At 55.4% G+C, this 25328-nt stretch carries 22 protein-coding genes; 12 read left to right on the top strand and 10 right to left on the bottom strand.

The genetic code is table 11. The annotated features are described in order from the left end of the window. Window positions 1-92: 92 nt before the first annotated feature. The 3 genes from PP4_RS00200 (at window position 93) to PP4_RS00195 (ending at window position 2690) form a co-directional block, all read left to right on the top strand. Window positions 93-494: a hypothetical protein gene (locus PP4_RS00200; RefSeq protein WP_153428583.1), complete on the top strand. Its 402-nt coding sequence runs from the start codon at window positions 93-95 to the stop codon at window positions 492-494. Window positions 495-545: 51 nt separating this feature from the next. Then, entirely contained in the window at window positions 546-1973 is a 1428-nt protein-coding gene (locus PP4_RS27635) for a hypothetical protein (RefSeq protein ID WP_196997244.1), read from the top strand. A gap of 189 nt (window positions 1974-2162) precedes the next feature. Beyond that, entirely contained in the window at window positions 2163-2690 is a 528-nt protein-coding gene (locus PP4_RS00195) for a hypothetical protein (protein ID WP_012269855.1), read from the top strand. 101 nt (window positions 2691-2791) lie between these two features. Here the strand turns inward: PP4_RS00195 and PP4_RS00190 are convergent, their stop codons facing one another. From PP4_RS00190 to PP4_RS00180, 3 genes are all read right to left on the bottom strand, one after another. Then, window positions 2792-3115, bottom strand: coding sequence for a hypothetical protein (locus PP4_RS00190; RefSeq protein WP_010951457.1), 324 nt, complete (start codon window positions 3113-3115; stop codon window positions 2792-2794). 117 nt (window positions 3116-3232) lie between these two features. After that, window positions 3233-3907 (bottom strand): heavy metal response regulator transcription factor, encoded by a 675-nt coding sequence (locus tag PP4_RS00185; protein WP_003253420.1) that lies wholly within the window; start codon window positions 3905-3907, stop codon window positions 3233-3235. A 489-nt stretch (window positions 3908-4396) separates the two neighbouring features. Next, the gene (locus tag PP4_RS00180; protein WP_003253422.1) at window positions 4397-5740 is read right to left on the bottom strand and encodes an OprD family porin; all 1344 of its coding nucleotides are present in this window, start codon (window positions 5738-5740) and stop codon (window positions 4397-4399) included. A 404-nt stretch (window positions 5741-6144) separates the two neighbouring features. On the opposite strand from PP4_RS00180, the gene PP4_RS00175 reads away from it, so the two are divergent. From PP4_RS00175 to PP4_RS00155, 5 genes are all read left to right on the top strand, one after another. Further along, window positions 6145-7416, top strand: a complete 1272-nt coding sequence (locus PP4_RS00175) for a TolC family protein (RefSeq protein ID WP_010951456.1) — start codon at window positions 6145-6147, stop codon at window positions 7414-7416. A gap of 68 nt (window positions 7417-7484) precedes the next feature. Then, a complete protein-coding gene (locus tag PP4_RS00170) occupies window positions 7485-8735 on the top strand; it encodes an efflux RND transporter periplasmic adaptor subunit (RefSeq protein WP_010951455.1) in 1251 nt (416 codons plus the stop codon). 24 nt (window positions 8736-8759) lie between these two features. Further along, window positions 8760-11921 (top strand): CusA/CzcA family heavy metal efflux RND transporter, encoded by a 3162-nt coding sequence (locus PP4_RS00165; protein WP_010951454.1) that lies wholly within the window; start codon window positions 8760-8762, stop codon window positions 11919-11921. A gap of 162 nt (window positions 11922-12083) precedes the next feature. Then, on the top strand, window positions 12084-12407 hold the full coding sequence (locus PP4_RS00160; protein ID WP_003253432.1) for a DUF2790 domain-containing protein: 324 nt from the start codon (window positions 12084-12086) through the stop codon (window positions 12405-12407). Window positions 12408-12609: 202 nt separating this feature from the next. Next, window positions 12610-14607, top strand: a complete 1998-nt coding sequence (locus PP4_RS00155; RefSeq protein ID WP_016497351.1) for a heavy metal translocating P-type ATPase — start codon at window positions 12610-12612, stop codon at window positions 14605-14607. A gap of 92 nt (window positions 14608-14699) precedes the next feature. On the opposite strand, the gene PP4_RS00150 is transcribed toward PP4_RS00155, so the two are convergent. The 4 genes from PP4_RS00150 to PP4_RS00135 all read right to left on the bottom strand — a co-directional run bounded on the left by PP4_RS00150 (window position 14700) and on the right by PP4_RS00135 (window position 18862). Next, entirely contained in the window at window positions 14700-14924 is a 225-nt protein-coding gene (locus tag PP4_RS00150) for a hypothetical protein (protein WP_010951451.1), read from the bottom strand. 127 nt (window positions 14925-15051) lie between these two features. Further along, window positions 15052-16077, bottom strand: a complete 1026-nt coding sequence (locus PP4_RS00145; RefSeq protein ID WP_011953109.1) for a hypothetical protein — start codon at window positions 16075-16077, stop codon at window positions 15052-15054. A gap of 298 nt (window positions 16078-16375) precedes the next feature. Next, on the bottom strand, window positions 16376-17683 hold the full coding sequence (locus tag PP4_RS00140) for an OprO/OprP family phosphate-selective porin (RefSeq protein ID WP_009395904.1): 1308 nt from the start codon (window positions 17681-17683) through the stop codon (window positions 16376-16378). Between the two features lie 210 nt (window positions 17684-17893). Then, entirely contained in the window at window positions 17894-18862 is a 969-nt protein-coding gene (locus tag PP4_RS00135) for a LysR family transcriptional regulator (protein ID WP_010951447.1), read from the bottom strand. Between the two features lie 257 nt (window positions 18863-19119). Here PP4_RS00135 and PP4_RS27630 point away from each other — a divergent pair, with 257 nt between their 5' ends. From PP4_RS27630 to PP4_RS00125, 3 genes are read left to right on the top strand one after another with little or no spacing between them, the layout of a single operon-like run. Next, window positions 19120-19539: a GtrA family protein gene (locus PP4_RS27630; RefSeq protein ID WP_010951446.1), complete on the top strand. Its 420-nt coding sequence runs from the start codon at window positions 19120-19122 to the stop codon at window positions 19537-19539. Then, window positions 19505-20488 (top strand): glycosyltransferase family 2 protein, encoded by a 984-nt coding sequence (locus tag PP4_RS00130; RefSeq protein WP_010951445.1) that lies wholly within the window; start codon window positions 19505-19507, stop codon window positions 20486-20488. The genes PP4_RS27630 and PP4_RS00130 overlap by 35 nt, the downstream gene beginning before the upstream one ends. Next, entirely contained in the window at window positions 20482-21936 is a 1455-nt protein-coding gene (locus PP4_RS00125) for a phospholipid carrier-dependent glycosyltransferase (protein WP_010951444.1), read from the top strand. Before PP4_RS00130 ends, PP4_RS00125 begins: the two co-directional genes overlap by 7 nt. A gap of 82 nt (window positions 21937-22018) precedes the next feature. On the opposite strand, the gene PP4_RS00120 is transcribed toward PP4_RS00125, so the two are convergent. Then, window positions 22019-22240: a hypothetical protein gene (locus PP4_RS00120; RefSeq protein ID WP_010951443.1), complete on the bottom strand. Its 222-nt coding sequence runs from the start codon at window positions 22238-22240 to the stop codon at window positions 22019-22021. Window positions 22241-22506: 266 nt separating this feature from the next. On the opposite strand from PP4_RS00120, the gene PP4_RS00115 reads away from it, so the two are divergent. Continuing rightward, the gene (locus PP4_RS00115) at window positions 22507-23094 is read left to right on the top strand and encodes a hypothetical protein (RefSeq protein ID WP_010951442.1); all 588 of its coding nucleotides are present in this window, start codon (window positions 22507-22509) and stop codon (window positions 23092-23094) included. A gap of 57 nt (window positions 23095-23151) precedes the next feature. Here PP4_RS00115 and PP4_RS00110 read toward each other — a convergent pair whose 3' ends face one another. Next, window positions 23152-24570, bottom strand: coding sequence for a heavy metal sensor histidine kinase (locus PP4_RS00110; RefSeq protein ID WP_010951441.1), 1419 nt, complete (start codon window positions 24568-24570; stop codon window positions 23152-23154). Further along, entirely contained in the window at window positions 24567-25241 is a 675-nt protein-coding gene (locus PP4_RS00105) for a heavy metal response regulator transcription factor (protein WP_003253457.1), read from the bottom strand. Before PP4_RS00105 ends, PP4_RS00110 begins: the two co-directional genes overlap by 4 nt. Window positions 25242-25328 lie beyond the last annotated feature (87 nt).

The following is a 25328-nucleotide window of genomic DNA, read 5'->3' as shown; positions in this document are numbered from 1 at the left end:
CTCAGGAGCACCAGGATGGGCGTCAAGGAGGTGGTCATCTTGAGGTGGACTATGCTGACCAGTTGCTCTCAAATCTAATCGTGAGGTCCTCCATGGCAAACCCCAATCTGCTGGCTCTATTCAGAGATGAAGTCCTTCTGACCGGGCCTGAAAGCTCCCTACCTAGCAACCTATCTCAGTTCTGGCTTGAGGAGCTCCAGAATCATCTGGAGAGGTATTTCGACGGTTTGAACTCGGAGTCAGATGCAGAAGAGAAGGATCTCGACATCTCCCTCCCACTCGCAGCGATCATCCACATCTTGTTCGCAAAAAATGGTGGGGAGGAGATATCCGAGAGCTCTGAAAAGCTGTACGAGTATTTCCAAGACTACCGGCTCGAACTGGCCCTTGAAGAGATCACGCGAAAGACTCATGTGGCTGCCGAGGCTGCAACCATTGAGACCATCTTCACCAACCGAGACGTCCTGGTGGAGCAAAGCCCCCTTCTTCAATAGGTACCTCCACCGATGCCATCGCCGGCGGGCACGCTCCGAGGCATTGATGGAATGCATTTTGACGACTGCCGAGATCAGCGAATGAAAGAAATTGCTGCGCCGATGTTCGATCTAATCGCTTTGTCGCTTCCACGAGGGTTGGGGTTTGGGGACAGCCCGCCAGTAGGGGCATGGCTTAGTGAGGACGGAATTTCTTGTGCCGCTCTAACCCGAAATATCAATTCCGGCAGCTTCGGAATTGTCACCTTGCGGCGTCGTGTCGATAGCGTGTGGGTGCTCCTCAGCCATGGTGAGTGCACCACTGGCGAGTCCGAAGCCCGCGCCTCAATCAGCCATTTTCTCTATACCCAAGCCCATCCGCTTCCACTCCCTTCAGGTGAACGACGACGTGCTCCTCTAAGCAGAATGGGTAAGCGCACACCAAGCGTGGTGTTCAAATCACTATTTGATCCAAGCCGCCGTATTGGGGCGTGGGCGCTGAATCAACTGTATCTCGCACTGCCATCCCCAGACAGAAATTGGGTTCCCGATTGCCAGACTGAGAATTTTCACACCCGCCTCTGGGAAGCCCACCTATTAGCGATTTTTCGTGAACAGGGACTCTTGGTCACCCAGCCTAAAGAATCACCCGATTTTCACATCGAGAATAGGCTGGGAGATGAGGCCTGGGTTGAAGCAGTGACAGCCAACCCGGAAGAGCGGTATGAGCATTTTGGCGCCTCGCCGGTCCCCCCACCCGCTGACCGACATGAGCGTTTCTTAGGAGCGGCTGCAGAAAGGTTTGCGAGGACCATCCAAAACAAATTGGACAAGCGTTACGAATCCCTACCGCACGTGGAGGGTAAGCCGCTCATTCTGGCCTTAGCCGATTTCCATGCGCCCAGTTCAATGCTGTGGAGCAGGGAGTCGCTCATCAGCTATCTCTATGGCTTTGCAGTTCACTCATCTGCGCATCGTGGTACGCACCTGATAACTGTGGAGGAAGAGACATCTCTGCTATCAGGGCGCCCCAACGGCCTATTTACGCTAATGGAAAATGCCCATCTTTCAGCGGTCATTTTCACCAATGCCTGCACAGTGCCAAAGCTCAGCCGAGTGCCGATCTCAGGTGGAGCTCATCTAGACGGGTACCGATACTTGCGGTTTGGTGAGTTTTTCGACCGTTCTCCGGGAGCATCACGAGGTATCCCATTTCTGTTGGATGTAGCGTCCAGCGACTACGGTCAGCTCTGGCCGCAATATGGCTACGAGCCGTGGTCTGCTGAAGTGGAGGTATTCCATAACCCTATGGCACTATACCCGGTGCCTAATGAGTTGATACCAGAAGTCACCCACTGGAGAGAAGTAAACGGAAGAGTCGAGTGCGAATCTTTCTTTGATGTATCCATACTCCGATCCAGAACACTCGTCCTCAGTGCAAACGCTAAGGTTCCGTCACTCGATGAGTTGCTGACAGCAGCCAGTCCTCCAGAGCTCTGACGGCGGCGGGGTGGCCGCATCGTTGCCACGCAGGTAGATGAGAATTTCTCAGCAAGCTACCCAGCCAGGGGAAGGACATGAGATCCCCTGCGCAATTCAGGACCGTTGAAGCGTCACCTCTCTTCGGGTAAAAGCATGACCGTCATACAACGCTACAACAGCGTCATACCCGAGAGCATAGGAAGAAAAATGTCGATCCAAGGACTAAAACGATACTTTGGAAACAAGATTCACGCAGTGATAATGATGGCCCCGCTTAAGCGGGAAATGATACGCCTCGGCATATGCACCCTTATGGCGATTATTCTGAATATCATCTTGTATACCGGCGTTGAAGTAGACGGCACCATCAAGCCGTGGGCAGAAACCCCGATAAAACTGTTTGCATCGTCGATGTTATTCGCCTTCATGATCAAGGCTTTTCTGCCAGTTCTCGGCTGGACGATACTGAAAGCAATGCTGTTGAGTGCGAACAATGCCTTCAGCGGCATACTGAGTTTTTTGGGCAATCAGTTCACAGGCGTCATGTACTGTACCGGAATTATTATGGGTTCTATCACGATTAAATTGTATATGGTTTCCGGGGTTTTAGACTCTGAGTTTGCTTATCTGTCCGCAATCGTATTTGCTTCCGGGGTTTTATATTTCTATGTGCTGCAATGCGCCATTCAAAAAACAATGAGTCCGGCCCTGCGTACACCAGCAGTACCGCGTTAAACCACTAGGCTGTGACTATTCATCTCTGGTGCTCAGTAGGCGCTCGCTCTGCTGAACCCTCACCCATACACAACCATTAATGGACTGGCCCGCCTTCGACTTTATGAAGAAGGCGAGCGAGCACGTGACTGATTGCGCATGTATTCCGAGATGAGACTTTCGAAATTGATGTCCGCCTCCTCAACGAGAATATTGACGTGACAGTACAGCTCTTCAGGACCTCTGAGATAATTGAAAATCCTTGATCTAACGATGCCGCAAACCCCTTCTTTGACCGCCGTAGAGGGGAGGTTGATAACATCGCCAACGCACGGGATAAGAGCTAGGCCATGGTCGCTGTTGAAGACAATGTCAGCTGGACAGGCATCAATGCTGGCATCGGATTGTCCTTGCGAAACCTGCTGATAATCAATGCTATACCTCATGTACAGCCTACCTCATTTGTTGAGTGAGGAATCAGCGCCGCGGATCGTAAACAGAAACCTCAAGTTCGCAAGCGACGGGAGCATGTAGCGGATTTTCGGTACTAGAGAGCTTGGCAACTATCGTTTTTCAAGCACATACCCTACGCCCCGAAGCGTATGTATCAGTTTGGTCTCGAAAGGGTCATCTATCTTGGCTCTGAGTCTTCGAATCGACACCTCTACAACGTTTGTGTCGCAGTCAAAATTCATATCCCAAACCTGCGAAATAATTTGGGTGCGGCTCAGCACCACACCGGTATTACGCATCAGGTAATGCAGTAACGCGAATTCTTTCGTGGTCAGGTCAATGCGCTGACCGTCCCTGAATGCCCTGTGCCGGCTCTGATCAAGCTCCAGGTCAGCGACGCGAATGACCTCTACGGATGCAGGGTGATCTGACCTGCGCATCAAGGCGCGAACCCGGGCCAGCAGCTCAGGGAACTCAAATGGCTTGATCAGGTAGTCATCTGCTCCGTTCTCCAGCCCCCGGACCTTATCCGCCAGCCGGCTTCTCGCCGTCAGCATCATGATACGGGAAGGGCAGTTTTTACGACGCAACAACTCAAGGACCTGCCAACCGTCCATCTCTGGCAGATTTATATCCAGGATAATCAGCTCATATTCGTGCTGCTTAGCCAAGAATAATCCATCTGACCCGGTGTGGACGCAATCTACGACATAGCCACATTCCGTCAGACCTTGACGCACATACTCCGCAGTTTTTACTTCATCCTCAATTACCAGAATTCGCATGGGATTTTGTCTCGATATCACTGAGCAATTAACCGCGCACGCGCGCCGGCATTATTGAAAGGGATGGTAAATCAAAATGAGCGTGCCGGGGCTCAAATGACGGATTTGTAATTTCTAGGTAATACAGTTGATAGTCTGGCGGTATATCTTGTCGCGGTTTGGGTTTGACAGTTGCGGGCCCTCTCTCCAGCAGGTGATTTGACCTTATGAAGTATTGGGTTATTTTCTTCTTTGTGCTGGCTTCGTTCCGCTCAGATGACGGCGAGGTCGCTCACATTGAAGAGACTGGTCATTGGTGTAGTCATGAACTTCACCGGCATGCGATGCGTACAATCGAACGCCTACTTGAATTTTAGGCAAAAAAAAGGCGCCCAATGGGCGCCAAATATCCACCTTTTACCAAAGGAGCACTTAAGCCACTCAAGGTGAATGCGTAATGCTCGTTTTACTAACAGGACCCGCCAATGGATAACTGGCCCAGTTAGCGAATTACAGAATCGAAAGCGGGTACTCGATGATTACACGAGTTTCATCCAGATCCGATTCGAAAGCAGTGGCACGCGTGGTTGCCTGGCGCAACCGGAAGGACAGATCTTTTGCCGGACCGGTTTGGACAACGTATTTGACTTCGACGTCACGCTCCCAACGCTTCTGATTGTCGAGCGGGTTGCCGTTGTCGTCGGTGCGCATGTAGAACTGGTTAGCGTTCGAGTAATCCGCACCCGAGCCTCTGGCGTAGCGCGTCATGAACGTCAGGCCTGGAATGCCGTAGCTGGTGAAGTTCAGGTCATAGCGCAGCATCCAGGAACGCTCTTTCGGCGAGTTGAAGTCGCTGTACTGGATGGAGTTGTCGACGAAAATCGAGTCCGACTGACGCAGGTAGTCGAAATCGTCGTCGCCGTTGTTGCGCTGATGCGACAGGGCCAGGGTGTGGGCACCGTAACGCACACCGACCTTGGCACTCCAGATGTTGTTGTCGAATTCACCCAGGCGCTTCTTACCTTCATCTACGGCTTTGTAGTAGTTGAAGCCACCGATCAGCGCCAGATCGTCGCTCAGCGGGTAAACCACGCTTGTGCCGGCGTAGTACTGATTCCAGACGTCTTTCAGCTGGCTGGCGTAGACGCTCACAGTCCAGTTGTCGTTGATCGAGTAGTCACCGCCACCGTAACCGATCCATGGCGAGTTGACCGGGCCGCCGTAGAACGTCACGAAGTTGTCGTTCAGGTTGCTTGAGACCGGCTGGCTCATCGCATGCAGACGACCACCCTGGAGGGTAAGGCCCTGGATGCTGGTGTTCTCAACGGTCACACCGCGGAAACTCTCTGGCAGCAGGCGAGAGTCACCCGATGCGACGACCGGGGTCGATGGGAAGACATCACCCACTTTCACGATGGTATCGAACAAGCGGACTTTGGCTGCGCCGCCGACCTTGGTGTATTCGTCGCGAGCTTCACCCTTGTTATCAACGGGCAGCACGTCGAAGGAGCTACGGCCGCCGTTGCGCCCATCACCGGTGTCGAGCTTGAGGCCGATCATGGCAAAGGCATCAACGCCAAAGCCAACGGTACCTTGGGTAAACCCGGAGTTGAATTTGCTGATGATCGCGTGCGCCCAGGCTTCGGAGTAGCCGTTCGTATTGCCCTTGCCACTGTTGTAAGTGGGGGCGGTGCTGTCGCGGTTATCACGGTTGAAGTAGAAGTTACGGTTCAACACTGTAAGGCTGCTGCCTTCAATGAAGCCTTCTGGCTTGTCTTCAGCTTGTGCCGAAATAGCATAGCTTCCAGACAGCGCAGAAACTGCCGCCAAATACAGTGGTACTTTGATTTTCATCCGATGCTCCTTTGATTCACGGCAGTTTTTATTATGTTTACCGGCGCGGGTGTCGTTAGTTGTTCTGACCCGGCGGCGCGCCTAGCGTAGCGCGAGCTCATATTTGCAGGCCGAAGATAACGGGAGGGTGATAGGACAATTACAATTTCGTCATCTACCTGTTATTCGGCACCTTCGCACCGCGTGTTTGCCATCTCTGTTGCTTGTATCGAAATCATCGTGTCGGGTTGGGTTTCCCAGTATTTACGGGCATTACAAAGCTTTCTTACGAAATTGTAATTTTCTAGCCACCCCTCTGATAGCTACCGCTCATTAGAGTGCCATCACCTAATCAAGTGGGGCTTGGCAGCTGTTTCGGCGTTCTCGCCAAGCTTTATCGAAGTTTGTGCACGAGGACCATCAAAGTGCCCCGGTATAACCGCAATGTCTTACCCAAGACCCCCGTCTCGCCCTGGAAGATCGCTGCACTCTGTGCAGTCATCTCTGGGTTGATGGCGCCTGCAGCCCTTGCCCAAAGCATCAGCTTGCCCCAGGCGCTTTCGACGGCCATGGATGCCAACCCAGACCTGGCCGCGGCCAGGCAAGAAATTGGGATCGCTGATGGTGCTCGCAAGCAGGCCGGGCTTATCCCCAACCCCACAATCTCGTATGACGTGGAAGACACCCGTCGTAACACCAGCCAGACGACTGTCTCTCTCAGCCAGACCCTTGAGCTGGGCGGTAAGCGGGGGGCTCGTGTTGACGTCGCCACATACGGGCAGACCGCCGCACAGCTTGAGTTAGACCGTCGCGTTAACGGCCTGCGTGCAGATGTCGTCCAAGCCTTTTACGCCGCGTTGCGGGCCCAGACAGGTCTCGACCTGGCCAAGCAATCTCTCGAACTGACTGAGCGCGGTCTTCGCATCGTCGATGGCCGTGTTCGCGCAGGTAAGTCGTCCCCAGTGGAGGCGACCCGCGCTCAAGTGCAACTGGCCGAAGCCCAGCTGCAAGTTCGACGTGCAGAAACGGAAAAAGCGACCGCTTACCAACAGCTCGCTCAAATTACCGGGAGCTCAGTCACCGTGTTTGATCGACTCGAATCGCCAACCCTCTCCCCGGGCTTGCCACCTCGCACTGAAGATCTGCTGGCTAAGCTCGACCAAACAGCAGAAATGCGTCAGGCCGTGGTGCAGATAGACAAGAGCGATGCCTCGCTCGGCTCAGAGAAAGCTCAGCGTATCCCGAACCTTACTGTCAGTGTAGGTAGCCAGTACGACCGCTCTGTGCGCGAGCGGGTCAACACTGTGGGCCTGTCTATGCCTTTGCCGCTGTTCGATCGTAACCAGGGCAACATTCTTTCCGCTTCTCGTCGTGCAGATCAGGCCCGGGACCAGCGCAATGCTGTTGAGCTGCGCCTGCGCACCGAAACCCAAACCGCGTTGAACCAATGGTCCACCGCCATGCAGGAGGTCGAGTCCTACGACAAGACCATTCTGCCTTCAGCCCAACAAGCCGTAGAGACCGCAACCCGCGGCTTCGAGATGGGCAAATTCGGTTTCATCGAAGTGCTGGATGCCCAGCGCACCTTGATCGTCGCTCGTGGCCAATACCTCGAATCGTTGGCAGCGGCGACCAATGCGCGTGCGCAGGTGGAAAGGGTTTATGGCGAAGTCGGCTCAACCGCCGGCACTCGCTGAACGGGCCAAACATTTTCTTCGGCACACAGCCTTGAACAAGCCGGTGCCTACGATCAGCAGGAGTAGCAATGGATAACAAACGCAAGATCGCCCTCGCGGTAGCCGCTGTGGCAGCCCTCGGATTTGGCAGCCTTGCCTGGAACAACAGTTCCGGACAGCAGGCCGCCAGTACTGCCGAGCATGGCGCTAACGATGGCCATGGCGACGAAAAGAAAGCCGCATCTGCCGCCAAAGAGGAAGGTGATGAGGGCCATGGTGAAGAAGGCCACAGCGAAGAGGGCGGTGAAGAAGAGGGCAAGCTGACGCTCAGCGCTGAACAGATCAAGGCCGCTGGTGTTGCCCTGGAAGCTGCAGCGCCTCGTGACCTCGGTACCGTCGTGAGCTTCCCTGGCGAAATTCGCTTCGACGAAGATCGTACTGCCCACGTGGTTCCTCGTGTTCCTGGCGTTGTTGAGGCTGTCCAGGCCAACCTGGGCGAGACGGTCAAGAAAGGGCAAGTCCTCGCGGTAATCGCCAGCCAGCAGATCTCTGACCTGCGCAGCGAACAACAGGCCGCACAGCGTCGCGTCGAACTGGCGCGTGTGACCTTCGAACGTGAGAAGCAACTGTGGCAGGACAAGATCTCTGCAGAGCAAGACTACCTCCAAGCACGCCAAGCGCTGCAAGAAGCGGAGATCTCCTTGGCCAACGCCAAGCAGAAGGTCGGCGCAATCGGTGCCTCGGTTAACTCCGTTGGCGGTAATCGTTACGAGCTCCGCGCTCCCTTCGACGCCGTGGTAGTGGAGAAACACCTGACCGTCGGCGAAGTCGTCAGCGAGGCGACCAACGCCTTCATCCTTTCCGACCTGAATCAGGTCTGGGCGACCTTCGCAGTTCCGCCGACAGATCTGGGCAAGGTCACGACTGGCCGTGCAGTGAAAGTCTCTTCGCCTGACATGAACGTCGAGGTCGAAGGGAAGGTGGGTTATGTCGGCAGCCTGCTGGGCGAGCAAAACCGTGCAGCTACTGTCCGCGTCACCTTGACCAACCCCAACGGCGCCTGGCGTCCAGGCCTGTTCGTAAACATTGCGGTCACCTCCCAGACCGATCGAGTTGCCGTAGCGGTCCCTGAGCACGCTGTGCAGACCGTTGAAGACAAACCTTCGGTATTCGTACGCACCCCAGATGGCTTTGACACCCGCCCGGTAAAACTGGGTCGCCGCGACAATGGGTACGTGGAAATCATCGACGGTATTGAAGCCGGCGCCCAGGTAGCAACCAGTGGCAGCTTCACACTCAAGTCCGAGCTCGGCAAAGCTTCTGCCGAACACGGTCACTGATGCGAACTGACAGGATGATTTCTCATGTTTGAACGTATCATCAGATTCGCCATCGAGCAGCGCATCGTAGTAATGATCGCCGTTCTGATCATGGCGGGTATCGGTATCTACAGCTATCAAAAGCTGCCCATCGATGCGGTACCCGATATCACCAACGTCCAGGTGCAGATCAACACTGCAGCGCCTGGTTACTCGCCCTTGGAAACCGAACAACGGATCACGTTTCCAGTTGAAACGGCCATGGCCGGTCTCCCGGGCCTTCAGCAGACCCGTTCCCTGTCTCGCTCTGGCCTGTCTCAGGTCACCGTGATCTTCAAGGATGGCACTGACATCTTCTTTGCCCGCCAGTTGATCAACGAGCGGCTGCAGGTTGCGAAGGAACAGCTGCCAGAAGGTGTAGAGGCCGTCATGGGTCCGGTATCTACCGGCCTCGGCGAGATCTTCCTGTGGACTGTTGAAGCCGAAGATGGCGCGGTCAAAGAGGACGGTACGCCGTACACCCCGACCGACCTGCGCGTGATCCAGGACTGGATCATCAAGCCTCAGCTGCGTAACGTCCCGGGTGTGGCCGAGATCAATACCATCGGCGGTTATGCCAAGCAGTTCCTGGTTGCGCCGGATCCAAAGCGCCTGGCTACCTACAAGCTGACACTCAATGACCTGGTCGCAGCGTTGGAAAGTAACAACGCCAACGTCGGTGCCGGCTACATCGAGCGTAATGGTGAACAGTTGCTCATCCGTGCACCGGGTCAGGTAGGCAATATCGAAGACATCGCCAACATCGTGATCACCAGTGTGGATGGTGCACCGATTCGCATCAGCAGCGTTGCTGACGTCAGCATCGGTAAAGAGCTCCGTACAGGTGCTGCTACTGAGAACGGCCGCGAAGTCGTGCTCGGTACCGTGTTCATGCTGATTGGTGAAAACAGCCGCACCGTATCTCAAGCTGTCGCCGCCAAATTGGCGGACATCAACCGCACCCTGCCAAAGGGCGTGGTGGCTGTGACTGTTTACGACCGTACCAACCTGGTTGAAAAAGCCATCGCGACGGTGAAGAAGAACCTGGTGGAAGGCGCGATCCTGGTTATCGCCATTCTGTTCCTGTTCCTCGGCAACATCCGTGCGGCTCTGATCACCGCGATGGTGATTCCGCTGTCCATGCTGTTCACCTTCACAGGCATGTTCAACAACAAGGTCAGTGCCAACTTAATGAGTTTGGGGGCACTCGACTTCGGCATCATCGTCGACGGTGCCGTGGTTATTGTAGAAAACGCGATCCGTCGACTGGCTCATGCGCAACATAAGCATGGCCGCATGCTCACCAAAACCGAACGCTTCCACGAGGTCTTTGCCGCGGCGCGAGAAGCTCGCCGGCCGCTGATCTTCGGTCAGCTGATCATCATGGTGGTGTACCTGCCGATCTTCGCCCTCACCGGCGTCGAAGGCAAAATGTTCCACCCGATGGCCTTCACCGTTGTGATGGCGCTGCTGGGTGCAATGGTCCTGTCCGTTACCTTTGTTCCTGCAGCTATTGCCATGTTCGTCACTGGCAAGGTGAAGGAAGAGGAAGGCGTGGTCATGCGCACAGCTCGACTGCGCTATGAACCGGTTCTGCAATGGGTGCTGGGACATCGGAACATCGCTTTCTCGGCCGCAGTAGCCTTGGTCGTGCTCAGTGGTTTGCTGGCAAGTCGTATGGGTAGCGAGTTCATCCCAAGCCTCAGTGAGGGTGACTTTGCGATGCAGGCCATGCGTGTGCCTGGAACGAGCCTCACTCAATCTGTCGAGATGCAGCAGCGTCTGGAGAAAGCGGTGATTGCGCAGGTGCCTGAAGTTGAGCGGATGTTCGCACGCTCGGGTACCGCAGAAATTGCATCTGACCCGATGCCGCCGAACGCCTCTGACGCCTACATCATGCTCAAGCCTCAGGATCAGTGGCCTAACCCGAAGAAGCCTCGTGATGAGCTGATTGCTGAAGTGCAGAAGGCCGCAGCGGGTGTTCCAGGAAGCAACTACGAGTTGTCGCAGCCAATCCAACTGCGTTTCAACGAGCTGATTTCGGGCGTGCGTAGTGACGTCGCTGTGAAAGTCTTCGGCGATGACATGGACGTGCTCAACAACACCGCCAACAAGATCGCGGCAGCGCTCAAAGCGGTCCCGGGCTCATCGGAAGTGAAAGTTGAGCAGACATCCGGCCTGCCGGTGCTGACCATCAACATTGACCGCGAAAAAGCAGCACGCTACGGCCTGAACATCGCGGATGTTCAGAACTCGATCGCTATCGCCGTGGGTGGCCGTCAGGCCGGCACGCTGTATGAGGGCGACCGTCGGTTCGACATGGTAGTACGCCTACCAGAGACCGTTCGCACCGACGTAGCGGGTATGTCCAGCTTGCTGATCCCGGTACCTGCCAATGCGGCACAGGGTGCCAATCAGATCGGCTTCATCCCGCTGTCCCAGGTCGCCAATCTGGACCTGCAACTGGGCCCGAACCAAATCAGCCGCGAGAACGGCAAACGTCTGGTTATCGTCAGCGCCAACGTTCGAGGCCGCGATCTGGGGTCCTTCGTTGAGGAGGCGACCGCATCGCTGGACAAGAAGGTGCAAATCCCTGCGGGCTACTGGACGACTTGGGGGGGCCAGTTCGAGCAGCTGCAGTCGGCTGCCAAACGCCTGCAGATCGTTGTTCCAGTCGCCTTGCTGCTGGTCATGACCTTGTTGTTCCTGATGTTCAACAACCTGAAGGACGGCATGCTGGTCTTCACCGGTATTCCATTCGCACTCACCGGTGGTGTTGTGGCGTTGTGGCTGCGGGACATCCCACTGTCGATCTCGGCAGGTGTCGGCTTCATTGCACTGTCCGGCGTTGCAGTACTGAACGGCCTGGTGATGATTGCCTTCATCCGCGGGCTAAGGGAGGAGGGACGAACGCTCAGACAGGCAGTCGATGAAGGTGCATTGACCCGTCTGCGACCTGTTCTGATGACAGCCTTGGTAGCGTCCCTGGGCTTCATCCCGATGGCTTTGGCCACCGGCACCGGTGCCGAAGTTCAGCGGCCATTGGCGACGGTGGTGATTGGCGGGATCCTGTCCTCCACCGCACTGACCTTGCTGGTACTGCCTGCCCTGTATCACTGGGCACACCGCAAGGATGAAGACGGCGACGAGGCCGAAGTGGTTAGCTAACAGCCTCCGCTAAAGAGAAGCCCACAACACGTGTTGTGGGCTTTTTTGTTTAAAGTGAAGTAGATGCACTTACCTTTCAAAATTGTAAGTTTCTCGTCATGCCGGTGATGCCTATGCATTGCTAAGGTTACGCCCGAGAAGTTTTGAAATTGAGAGGGTTTTATGAAAAAGCTAATTATCGCTGCTGCACTTGTTGTTTTCTCGGTGGCTTCGCAGGCCAACACTTTCTCCGAGAGCAAGCAGCTTCAATACACCAAGGAACACCAGACCGCAGTGGCCAAGTACGCGGAGAAAAATGGCAAGCCAATGCCAGAGATTCAGGATTACAAATATGGCATGAAGATAGACGTTGCGAAATTCGTACGTCAGTCGCAGGACCCCCGTACCTGCCAGGTCTATCCACGGTTGATGACCTTCGAGGACTCCCAGGGCACGCTCAAGACTGTTCGTTACTCGATGTATTCGCAATGCATCAACAACAAGTAGTAAACGATTTGAACAGAACAATTAGAGAATTCATAAATGCCAGGCAGTGCCTGGCATTTTTTATTACGCCCGATACCCCATAGCTTCGAAATGTTAACGCCTGGGCTCGGGCAAACCGTGCAATAGATCTTAGCCAACCAACAGAGACGGCTCCCCAACTGCAGAGGGCAATTGGAAGCCTTGACCCCAGAAGGGACGAGTTATGAAGAGTTTGCTTGAACGCCCTGATGACCAAGCCGGGCATGAAGGTCATAGCCATGAGCATGGCGGCATTTTTGGAATGAACACAGAGCTGATTTTCGCGCTGATCTGTGGTGCTCTCCTGGGTGCCGGAGCTCTCGCAGGAAAACTTGGCCTGATTGATCGTCTGCCTCTGATTCTGTACGTGTCGGCCTACGTGTTCGGTGGATGGTTCACCACTAAGGAAGCGGTTACCAACATCCGTCAGAAACGCTTCGAGATCGACTCGCTGATGCTTCTCGCCGCAGTCGGTGCCGCGAGCATCAGCGCCTGGGCGGAGGGGGCTCTGCTGCTGTTCCTGTTCAGTCTGGGGCATTCCCTTGAAAGCTACGCGATGGGGCGGGCCAAGAAAGCGATTGAGGCACTGTCCAAGCTCGCACCAGCCACCGCGATCGTACGCAGAGCAAATGGCACGGTGGAGATGCCCGTGGAGCTGCTGGTTCCCGGTGACGTTGTCATCGTGCGCCCCAATGACCGCCTGCCGGCCGATGGTTTTGTAGTCGTAGGCTCCTCAAGTATCAACCAGGCGCCAGTAACCGGTGAGAGCGTCCCCGTGGACAAGCAACCTGTTCCTGATGCCGAACTCGCACGCAGCAAGCCAGATGCAGTGGATGCAGCCTCGAAAGTCTTCGCCGGTACCATCAATGGCGAAACGCTCATCGAGGTTGAGGTAACCCGGCGCTCTACGGAGAGTACCTTGGCGCGGGTCATCAAGATGGTCAGTGAAGCCGAAGTCAGGAAGTCACCGACCCAGCGATTCACGGACCGCTTCCAACGCATATTCGTCCCGTTGGTTTTACTGCTGGTAGTCGGGCTGCTATTTGCCGGCATTTTCCTTGACGAGCCGTTCCGTGACTCGTTCTACCGGGCGATGGCCGTACTGGTTGCAGCCAGCCCCTGCGCGCTCGCGATCGCTACACCAAGCGCCATTCTCTCTGGCATCGCCAGGGCAGCCCGAGGTGGCGTGCTGATCAAGGGCGGTGCGCCACTTGAAGAGCTTGGATCATTGAATGCCATGGCATTCGACAAGACCGGTACCCTGACCGAAGGGCGCCCACGTATCACCGATGTAATACCCATAGGCGGCACGCAGATCGAGGATCTGCTAAACGTCGCCATCGCTGTGGAGTCGATGAGCGACCATCCGCTGGCTGCGGCAATTGTGCGTGACGGTGAAGAGATGATTGGCACACGGCGCCGATTCCAAGCCAAGAACATGAGCAACATGATTGGCCGCGGCGTGCGTGCTGAGCTTGATGGGCAGTTCGTCTGGATTGGCAAGGTCGAGATGTTCGGTACCAATGGTATTCCCGCACTCAGCAAGGCAGCCCTGGAGGCTGCGGAGCGTCTACGTCAGTCAGGCCGTACCACCATGGTGGTACGGCGTGCTGACAAGGATCTGGGCGCTATCGGGCTATTGGACACACCCCGGGAGGGGGCCAAAGAGGCACTCCAGAAGCTTAGAGAGATGGGCATCGAACGCATGGTCATGATTTCTGGAGACCACAACCGCGTTGCAGAGGCTGTAGCCAAACAAGTTGGCTTAGATGAAGCGTGGGGAGACCTGATGCCGGAAGACAAGGTCAAGGCCATCAAAAACCTGCGCCTTAGCGCCAAGGTGGCCATGGTGGGTGACGGCGTCAATGATGCCCCTGCCATGGCCAGTTCGAGCGTTGGTATCGCAATGGGGGCTGCTGGATCTGATGTTGCCCTGGAAACGGCTGATATCGCGCTTATGGCTGACGACATCAGGCAACTCCCATTTGCGGTGGGGCTGAGCCGTCACACGCGATCGATCATCCACCAGAATCTGTTCGTCAGCTTGGGGATTGTGGCCATCCTGGTTCCGTCCACCATCATGGGCTTGAGCATTGGTGCCGCTGTTGCGATCCATGAGGGCTCCACACTGTTGGTCGTCTTCAACGCCTTGCGCCTGTTGGCCTACCGCAGAAGCACCTGATCCCTGAGCTTCAATCATGAAGCTAAGCAGGGAAATGACCTGAAGTAGAAGTACGGGTCGTGCGCGATCAGCGCACGACCCGTACTTTTCTCTCACTCGTCGATCCCGATGCGCTTGAGGCTTTCAAGGGCCTTTCCGCACTCAGGTGAGCCATGCCGTAAGCCGCAGGCCAATGCAGCTTTGAGGCTCATGACACCGGCTACGAAACCGACTTGATTGCCGACTCCGTGTCCGTCCGCAAATCCCTGATCATACGCAATCTCGACAAGCGCATTGATCGCCGCCAGGGTGTCCTGTTTGTTTTTACTCTTTTGCATATCTACTCCGCGAGCATTCAGCTCATATCGCTCGGTTAGGTGGCGGCGCCTTCAGGTTTGGGGTGAGCGAATCCCGCTCCCATAGCCAATCCCTAACGGGGGGCTCAGCCCGCCACCGTAAGGAAAATCAGCTATTGAGAGCAGATGACTCGTTTTGGTCACCCGTGCTGCTCGCCTCACCGCATTGGCACTGAGTGGGTACATCCGGGTAGTCGCTGTGATTCTCAATGAACAGCGTTCGGCAGGTTTCGCACCCATAGATCCGGGGCAGGGATTTAAGGCCGCTCGGAAGCACGTCACTCAGAGGCTCGTTATGCCAAGGAGCCCCGTCAAGGATTCTTGAACGCAGGATGTTTCCCAGGCGCCAGGTGTCACTTTGTGCGCGCCAGGACCACATCGGCGCAGAAAGCGAATACTGGATGAAGGTCTCTTGTGACTGCCTGGATAGCGGGTACTTGGGGCGGGTCCAGCCGGAATCGATGATGCTGAACCCCATGCCCATTTCTGCGCTCGGGTGGGTCTTTTCACCAAAGAAACGGTCATGCGTCGCTGGAGCCGTCGCATGATGGTCAGTCGGTGGGAATACCCACAGATAACACTCATCCCGGTTGACCATGCTGATGAGCTCGCTTGGCCCCCGCATGGGGGAATTTGCAGCCAGGGCGAAGCGATCCTTCCACGACATTTTGGGAGGCGGCGCAATACCAGCAGCGATGGCCAACGTTGCAGTCTTGGGGACGAAGCGATCGCCTAGCTCGTTCAGATCCAGGTTCTTGCAGAGAGCCTTGAAGGCCTTTTTGCGAGTCTTCGAGCTGAAGGAGGGGTCAAGGAGCAGGCGAACCTGGTTCACGCCGATTCCCGCAGTTCGTAGCACCTCAATGACTTCTTCAGCCACACCGACTGCTTGAAGATCGGTCAATCCTAAGCACGTTTTCGCCCGCTCGACCGCCGCGTAGAGGTTGTACTGCCGTGTCTCGTTGTCACGACAGACCTGAATTGGCAGCTTGTCTTGGATGGCAACTTGCGGTGCAACGGAGCCGATGGCCGCGTGGAACAGCTGGTGGAGGTGCAGATGAGAGTACGGGCGGCCAGAAGCCGAGAACGAGGCGTGCAGCTGAGCAGCGAGAGGTTGAAGCAGCTTTTTTGCAGACATGACTATCCCCTAATGAGCGACGTTGGGGTAGCTGCGCTTGTAGGGCCGTTAGACGCGAAGCTGGACGTCGAATCAGGTTCAATCATGAATAGGAGTCAGGTTTGATTTGCTTGCACGGCCACCATGCAAAGCCCGACGCGGCAATCACATCAGATTCGCCGAGCTTTGGCAAGAGCGGTCATCGGTAAGCGAAAGCAGGTAGGAGGAGGGCGCTCCATGCTTGATCACCTCCAGAAACAGGAAAGCCGGAAGCACGTTGAGCGCTTCCGGCTTTCTCACGTCAGACTGATGAGAGGGATCAGAAGACGTATTGCAGGCGGGTCACGATGGCATTGCCGCTGTCGTCGCCCACGGTGTTCTCGTTGTTGTCGGTGCGCACGTTGATGTAGTTGGCACTGACTTTCACCGCCTCGTTGACGTACCAGTTCACACCCACCGTGTGGCTCTTGGCCTTGCGCTCGTTCGATTGGTCCGCCGCGGTGACCAGGTTGCCGTCTTCGACCTTGATATCGTCAAAGCGGTAGAAGACTTCCCAGGCCCCCAGTTCCTTGTTCTCTGGTTTGATAGTGTCGAACTTGGCACCATCGAGCTTGTAGATACGCGGCTCGCCGGTCAGGGTGTAAGCCATCTGGGCGTAGTAACCGGAGGCCTTCATGTCGTTGTTGGCCTGGTCAGCTTTCAGCTTGCGGCGAAGGTATTCCGCTTGAACCGAGAACGGGCCGGTGGCCCAGGCACCTTCGAGACCCCAGACCGAGTCGTCCTTCCACAGGCCATCTTGTGCAGCAGCACCGCCAAACAGCATGCGGTTGCCGTTGGTGCCGGCATCGCCGCCGCCATTGGTATCTACACCGCGGACGCCCAGACGCGAACGAATCCGGGTATCGACCGCACTGTTTTTGAGGTCGCGGTAAGCGTACTGAGCACCGACGTGCAGGACGTTGCCATCACTGTGCAGCGGTGCGAACACGCCACGTACGTTGTAGCGCTTGGTGCTGTCGCCATCCGAGTTGTTATTGGTTTCGCTGAAAACGCTACCGGAAACATAAGCCATGTCAGCGATGGTGCTGGTGGCTTGAACACCCATGCCGGCGTTGTCGTTGATCCAGTCCGCCAGGTCGTACGAGAGGTTCCGCTCCATGGCGGTGGTCCACTTCGAACTGGTGGCTTTCTCAAGACCGAAGTCGGTGTAGAAACGGCCAAAGCGCAGTTGCACCGGCTTGAAACCCGTGTAGGTCAGGCTGGCTTCGTCGAAGTAGCCGTCGGAGTCGTTGCCCGTGTTGCGGGAAAGGTCGTAGTTGAGCTGATACTTCCAGTCGCGGTACAGCACGCCACCGAGCTCAAGGTAGGCGCGACGGAAGTAGCCTGCGTCAGCGGTATCGCCATTCTTGGTGAAGACACCATCGAAACGGCCGTAGTCGGCCTGAACTCGGCCGCCCAGTTTGAAACTGAATTCCTTGTCAGAAGTCGATACTTCAAGACCGCCCTTGGTCTTCAGAACGATGTCAGCTCCGTCAGTGGTTACTGTTCCGGAGAATGCTTGCGAGGAAAATGTGCCTATTATTGCGGCAGCCAACAGCTTTTCCCGCATGTTCGAAGAACGGATCATTGCTTGCCTCTCGTATGTTAAGTGCTTAGCTACCGACGTTATATTTCGCCCTGCGCCGGCCTAAATTTATCTTGCAGATGGGAGCAGGCCACGGTTGTCACCTGCTGTAACAAGATGCCTTTGTTCTAAGCACTCTGACTAGGTTGCAAGCGAATATGACAGTTGTGTTTCTGTAGTGTTAACGGAGGAGTTTCAAACCTAACAAAACTGTTACCGAACAAGCCAGTCCTTCTTATCAAAGAAGCTCTTCTTGATCAATCTTCGAATTTCCAAAACCTGCGGATTGCGGACAAGCTTCGTTTTGATAACAAGATAGACATCTTTCTCCTCCAGGTCGTCCAGGAAACCCGGCACGGGTAGGATATTTCTCTCCAGTTTTCGGCTGTAGTCGGGCAGCACTCCAATACACGCACCGCCAACGACAAGGCCTCGTGATAGGTTGTAGCTCTTGACCCGAGTGGTACCGCCCTGATGCTCAGCCATTATCGATGCCCACTTTCGTGAGCCCGCCAAGATCTCTTCATCCCAAGGGACAACGAGCATGAAGTTGTGCAAATCCAAGCTCTCCACTGGAAGGGTGACGCTTCTTGAATAGCGGCTGGAAATGAACAGGGCGTGCCCAATCCGGCCAAGCCGTTCAAACCTATACGTAGGATGGCGATCAAGCGCGCCTTTATCATCTGGGCTCACCAAAGCGATACCCACATCGACTTCACACTCAGAAAGCATCTGCGTTGTGCATTCTGAATGGATTTCCAGCTGCATTTCGGCATGATCACGCACGTAGGCGACTAGATCGCGGTTTACGATGTCGTTCAGCACTGGCTCTGTGATCGCGATGGTAAGCCTGGGGACTTCCTTTTCACCGGACTTGCCAAGGCCGTCTGGGCCGAAGAGCTGGCACAGGTAATGGCTGACCCTCTCGCCTGTGCGGGTCAGGGCAAGCTTGTTGTGTTTGTAGACAAACACGGGAGCACCAATGTGCTCTTCCAGTTTCTCCAAGCGTTTCCGCAGGCCTACCACTGGCACATTGAGCCCTCGGGCAGCCTGTTTGAAACTGGCACAACGTGCTGTTGCGAAAAACTCTACGGCCAGCTGATCATCAATTGGCAAATCATCCAATATGTCAGGGCTGTAAGGAACAACGGTGCTTGTATATGTTTCATTTTGTGTAACCATTAGGTCCCCCTTAATTCGGGGAATCTATCTCAATGCCACCCGGTGTTTCCTTATCTTGTCAACATTGTAATCCACGGGTCATGCATGCGTTATCGGAAGGCTTTTATTTCGAAAGCGTAATTTTCAGGCAATCCCTCTGATATTGTAGCGTGCTAGCCTAGTGCGCCGACTTGTTACTTACCATATATAGATTCGGCTAATTACGCATTTACATTTAGTTCACTATTTTTTCACCTTTGCCTCCATAGGCTTTGGGCATGGAAAATCAAACCCCACCTCTTACTACCTTACTGATTCGTTATCTGGGGATCGGCTTCATAGCAACGGGAGTCCATTATGCGGTGTTCCTATTGCTGGTTACGACAGAATTCGTTACTCCGTTACTGGCCAGTATCTGTGGCGGCATGGTTGGCGCAATCGCGAGCTTCATTGGAAATAGGGCGCTCTGTTTTGTGGCAGATGGCTCTCGTAAGTTTCAGCCTGTCAGGTTTGCACTGGTCGCGTTAACCACAAACTTCGGCAATGGCGTGGGTATGTGGTTCCTCATCAAGTCGAATCTGTCACCGCTCATCTCCCAAGTCGTAGTGACCTTAAGCCTCACTGCACTTGGATTCATTGCACATCGTTTTTGGACATTCAATCATGCAGACATTACATCGCTTTCCCGAGCGCCCTGATCCCTTGTTAACCATCGTGGTCCCTTGCTTCCAGGAAGAGGAAACCATCCCCGAGTTCCACCAGCGAATCACCCGCGTGGTGAAGCGCTTACCCGTCTCCTGCGAAATCCTCTATGTCGACGACGGCAGTAATGACCGGACGGCCGACATTCTTCGCCACTATCAGGATGGGTCATCTGTACGTTGCCTGTCCCTGAGTCGCAACTTCGGCAAAGAGGCTGCACTGAGCGCCGGGATAGACCATGCCCGTGGCAGTGCGCTGATCTTCATTGATGTCGACCTGCAGGATCCACCAGAGCTCATCGCGGCCATGGTGGACTACTGGCAACGCGGCTACGACGTGGTGAACATGCAGCGCAACCTGAGAATCGGTGATTCGTGGTTCAAGCGCATGAGTGCCCGGGCTTACTACTGGGTCATGCAGCGCCTGGTGGAGAAGGTGGACATGCCGGCCGATGTCAGCGATTTCCGATTGATTGGGCCTGCGCCGCTGGCAGCCCTGCGGGCCCTGGATGAACGCTCCAGGATTCTCAAAGGCATGATCGGCTGGGTAGGCTTTCGTACCATCGAACTGCCCTACAATCGCACTGTTCGCCATGCCGGGAGCACCAAATGGAATGCAGCTGGCCTGTTCAATCTGGCCATCGAGAGCATCGTCAGCTTCTCTCGCAAACCACTGCGCATTTTCAGCCTCATCAGTTTCGGTCTTTTCGTCTCCAGCATCTGCTACATGCTTGCGTCGCTTGTGGCAGGCAGTTTCGACATCCATCACCTGATCGTCGGAATGGCTTCATTCATGTGCGTCGGTGTCGCCATGGTGGGGGAGTACCTGGGCGTGACACTCGCGGAAGTGAAGCGCCGGCCTCTCTATTTCCTGAAGCACAGCAACAAGGCAGATCCCGTGTCACTCCACCCTTCGATGGCTTCGATCGAGGGTAAGAAATGCTGAACCTGAAGAACGAGAGGACGCTGTGGTGGGTCCTGGGTTCGATTTTGCTATTGCGTTTGGTGGGGCTGGGCATCTACCCGCTGATGGACACATCTGAGGCCCGTTACGCTGAAATGGCTCGCAAGATGGTCGAGTTGAATGACTGGATCACGCCCATGTTCGACTACGGGGTACCGTTCTGGGGCAAGCCTCCGTTGTCCTTCTGGACCCAGGCCGCGAGCATGACGGTCTTCGGCGTTAACGAGTTCGCTGCGCGCTTCCCAGCGTGGCTACTCCACCTGGCAAGCTGTTTCATCATCATCAAACTCGGCACGCAGCAGATTTCTCGTAACGCCGGCATCTGGGCTGCCATTATTTTTTCCAGCACCACACTTGGCCTGGTCTCCAGCGGTGTTGTGCTGACTGACCCTGTTTTGTCGTTCTCGATTCTGCTGGCCAGCTACGGTTTCTGGCGTTGGATGAAGTGCGCCAGCAAGGCGGATGCCTACCTGATGTTCGCAGGTCTCGGGCTGGGCTTGCTTGCCAAAGGGCCGCTGACCCTGGTGCTTATGGGGGCGCCGGCATTCGCCTGGTTCGTTATCTACAAGGAATGGGGACGGGTACTGAGGCTTCCCTGGATTAGCGGCCTTGTACTCATGTTCGGTATATCCGTGCCATGGTATGTCGCGGCCGAGATGAAAACGCCCGGCTTCATGGAGTACTTCTTCGTTGGTGAGCACTGGAGCCGCTACGTCGTCAGTAACTGGGCAGGGGACCTCTATGGTAGTGCTCATGCCAAGCCGTACGGCAGCATCTGGATCCAGCTCGGATTGTCGCTACTGCCATGGGCCTTGTTTCTACCACTGTTGATCCGCAAGCGTGGATCGATGCAGCGCTTCAAAGCCTACCTCTGGCTGTGGGCCTTGGCGACACCGGTCTTCTTCACATTTGCAGGCAACATTCTGTGGACCTACCTGCTACCCGCGCTGCCAGCGTGGGCATTGCTGCTGTCTGCACGGGTCAGCGAAGTTGGCCCGAAGACCACCTGGGCTGCCGCTGCGAGCGCATTGGTGTTGCCAATCATCGGTGCGGGCATCATCTACGCCGGGGTACTAGAGGAGCGCCCTCAGAATCAGCGGGATGTGGTTCAAGCCTGGCTCAATGTGCAGTCTGCTCATTCCGCTCCCCTGATCTATCCTGGCCGCCGCTCATACTCGTCGGAGTTTTACAGCAGCGGGAAGTCCGAGAACATCAAGGATCCTGCCAAGTGGCCGCGGGATGGCTCGTTCTATCTGTCCAGGCGCTTGCGAGACAGCAAGGATGGTCTGCCCGCTGATCTAGCTTGCACATCGATCACCGAAGCGAACGCCAGCCAGCTCCTGCTGTGCCATTGGAAACGCCCCGCACAAGGTGCCGAGGGTCTGGCCGGAGAAAGCAATGCGGAAACGCCTCGCAAGAACGAAGGCTAAATTCCAAGCACAAAAAAGCCAGGTTTTACCCTGGCTTTTTTGTCGATTTCTTTCGTCATTTGAAGTCCTATTTAACCGCCGATTAATTGTCGGCTTGTTCCTTACCATCCTTGCTTTCTTTCTTTTGCTCTTGAGCGACTTGTTGTTTGTTCTGGTCCGAAGAGTCATCGCTCCATAGGCGAGCCTGTTCGGTTCGGAAGTTCTCGTTGAACTGTTTCGTTCGCTCGAAGCCGCCTTCAGCGTAAGCGGTACCCATGAGACCCAGCAGCAGGCTGCCAATAGCGATAGATTTGACAAATTTCATTGTGAACCTCGGTTCATACTAGGCCAACCTGATTAGCGGCCTTTGTTGGTTTGTAGTTTAGGAACGCGAAGCTAACGACAAGGTGAGTCAATAATTACAATTCCGTAATTTTGGCTGCAGATAGGATGCGTTAAATCTTCAAATCTGGAAGGATCATGTCTATCTCGGCACTGTCGAGGGCGACTTCGAATTTTCTCTTAAATTACAATTTTGATATCTAGCGCGTTAATTCAGCGCGGCGTTGTTGGCCGCCCTAGGAGATAGCCATGAATGACATAGAGCCCTGGGCAGTTGCTATCGGTGACTTTCGCCGCTGCACTGAAAAACTCACTGTCCAGCTCGATGAGCTGACCTCGCAGACGCGCACCTCCAGCGCTGTTCTGGAGAGGTCGAACGAACTGGTGGAGCAGGTGGACGCTGTCGGCCGGCAGATTCAGGAGGAGGTGCGAAAGGCGGAGAAGGCTTGGTCGAACGCGGAGGAGGTTGCCTTGCGCGCCGCTGCATCAGCGTATTCAGCTGCATGCCGCGGAGTCGACACCGCCATCCAGCCACTGATCTCGGAGCTTACAGCAGCGACAAAGGCGGCGGACGCCTCTATCCAGGAGCTCAAGCGGGCACCGGTGCTGGCCAAGCGTTATGTGATGGTGGTCGCCACGGCGTTCTTCATTCTGGCGCTGATCTGTGTCTACTCGACCATGCGCCTGATCGATGCCGCCGGCAGCGTAAGTGCTCAAGAGAAAGTGAATGCTCAGTACTTCTCACACCTGTGGAAAAACGCCAATCCTGACGAACAGAAGATTATTAAGTCGGTGATTCTGCGGTCGCCCATGGACCCTGTGGTCCTTCGGCACTGATGCATTGAGGCAAACAAAAGGCCCGTCGATTGACGGGCCTAATCGTGTCTGCGCAATTTAAGCGGCGGTCATTGCCGGCTGCATTTGCTGGGCTTCCGGAAAGTGAAGGTGGAACCAGGTGAAGTTTTCTTCGGTCACCTCCACGCTCGCCGATCCCTGGTGCAGACTCATGATCGACTGCACAATGGCCAAGCCAAGACCGGTACCGCCTTCGCTCCGTGCTCGGCTCTTGTCCACACGGTAGAACCGCTCAAACAAGTGCGCGTGGTGTTCCTTGGCAATACCACGGCCGGGGTTGCCGACACTCAACGTCGTACCGCTCGCACTATGCTGCACCTTAACGTAGACCGTGCGGCCGCGAGGGCAGTAACGGATCGCGTTCGAGACCAGATTCGAGACGGCACGTTGAACCATCAGGCGATTCCCGCGCACCACGTCATCACTGCCGGAGATCTGCAGCTGAATCTCGCCTTCTTCTGCTGAAATGCTGAAGAGATCGCACACTCGCTGAACCTCGTCGACCAAGGAGACGGATTCGAACTCCACCATTGATGCTGGATGACTGACCTGGGCCAAGAACAGCATGTCGGAAACCATGCGGCTCATGCGGTCCAGCTCTTCTGTGCACGACTCCAGAACCTCCCGGTACTCGGAAAGCGATCGTTCTCTGGTCAAGGCAACCTGGGCCTTGCCCATCAGGTTGGAAAGCGGTGCTCGAAGTTCGTGAGCAAGGTCGTCAGAAAACTGCGAGAGCTGCTGAACCCCATCATCCAGGCGAGCCAGCATGATGTTGATGCCGTCGGCGAGCATTTTGAGTTCTGCCGGCATCCCATCAGTTGGAAGGCGATGGTCGAGGCTCTCGGTTGAGATTTTCGAGGCGATCTTGAGGAACTTGGTCAGTGGTAGCAGGCCTCTGCGCACAGTCCACCAGCCAATGGCCAAGATCAGTGCGAGGATGACGGGGGACATCATCAAGGCCCAGGTCAGCAACGCATCGAGCAGCGCCTCACTGGATGACTGGTCCATGGTCATATAGACGCTGACCTCTGTTCCATCGCCCAAACGCATGATTCGAGAAGCACTCAGCAGAGGACGGTCCTGCGTATCACGCCATTCGTGCTCTTTGGGCTGGGCCGCCGGCTGAAACTTGTGCACCTCCAGATTGACCTGTTTCGAGCCAATCGAGAGCAGGGGAGTCTGATTCTGTGAGGTATCGAATATGCTCACATACAGGTTGTTGTGGCCCATGACCAAATCGACAAGCTGATGCGCATCCGCGTTGACGCCGGAGATGTCCGGGATGGTGGACAGGTTGTGAGCCATCCCCGCCATCTTTACTTCCAGGTCTGCTCTGGCATTTCTTTCCAGAGCCTTGCCTACCATCAGATAGCCAAAGGTGGCGAACAGAAGCAGCAACGCTGCGCTCATCAACCCAACTTTTAACCCCAGCTTTGCAGCCAGGCTGAATGGCCTCATGCGCGTTCCTCAAAAACGTACCCAACGCCACGAAGCGTGTGAATGAGCTTGGTTTCAAACGGGTCATCGATCTTCGAGCGCAAGCGCCGGATGGCTACATCGATGACATTGGTGTCGCAATCGAAATTCATATCCCAGACCAACGAGATGATCTGAGAGCGAGTCAGCGCTTCGCCCGTTCGGCTCATGAGCAGGTGCAGAAGCGCAAATTCCTTGGTGGTGAGATCGATGCGTGTGCCACCGCGGAAGACGCGATGGCGGACGGAGTCGAGTTCCAGATCGGCAATTTTCAGCGAGCTCTTCTCGACTAACTCATCACCACGGCGTTGCAGCGAACGGATGCGAGCAAGCAGCTCAGGGAATTCGAATGGCTTCACAAGGTAGTCATCCGCGCCGCCGTCCAAGCCCTTGAGCTTGTCATTGATGCGTCCGCGGGCGGTCAGCATGATGATGCGGACCCGGCTGGTCTTACGGATGGTTTCCAGCAGGTCCCAGCCGTCGATACCCGGGAGGTTCACGTCCAGGAGGACCAACGAATAGACATTAGTGTTGAACAAGTGCAGAGCATCTACACCGTTGTGCACGATATCTACGACATACCCGCTTTCGGATAGGCCCTGCTGAAGATATTCGGCAGTTTTAATTTCGTCTTCCACAACTAGAACGCGCATAACTTATCTCAAGGTGTGAGGAAGGAGTTGGCCTAATCCGCCAAGATTATGGTTGCAGGCTGTTCGAAAGTTTGGCTGAGGGTATGG

The sequence above is a fragment of the Pseudomonas putida NBRC 14164 genome, from assembly GCF_000412675.1.
In the GTDB taxonomy this organism is placed as follows: Bacteria; Pseudomonadota; Gammaproteobacteria; order Pseudomonadales; family Pseudomonadaceae; genus Aquipseudomonas; species Aquipseudomonas putida.
This window is presented reverse-complemented; position numbering and strand designations above follow the sequence as displayed.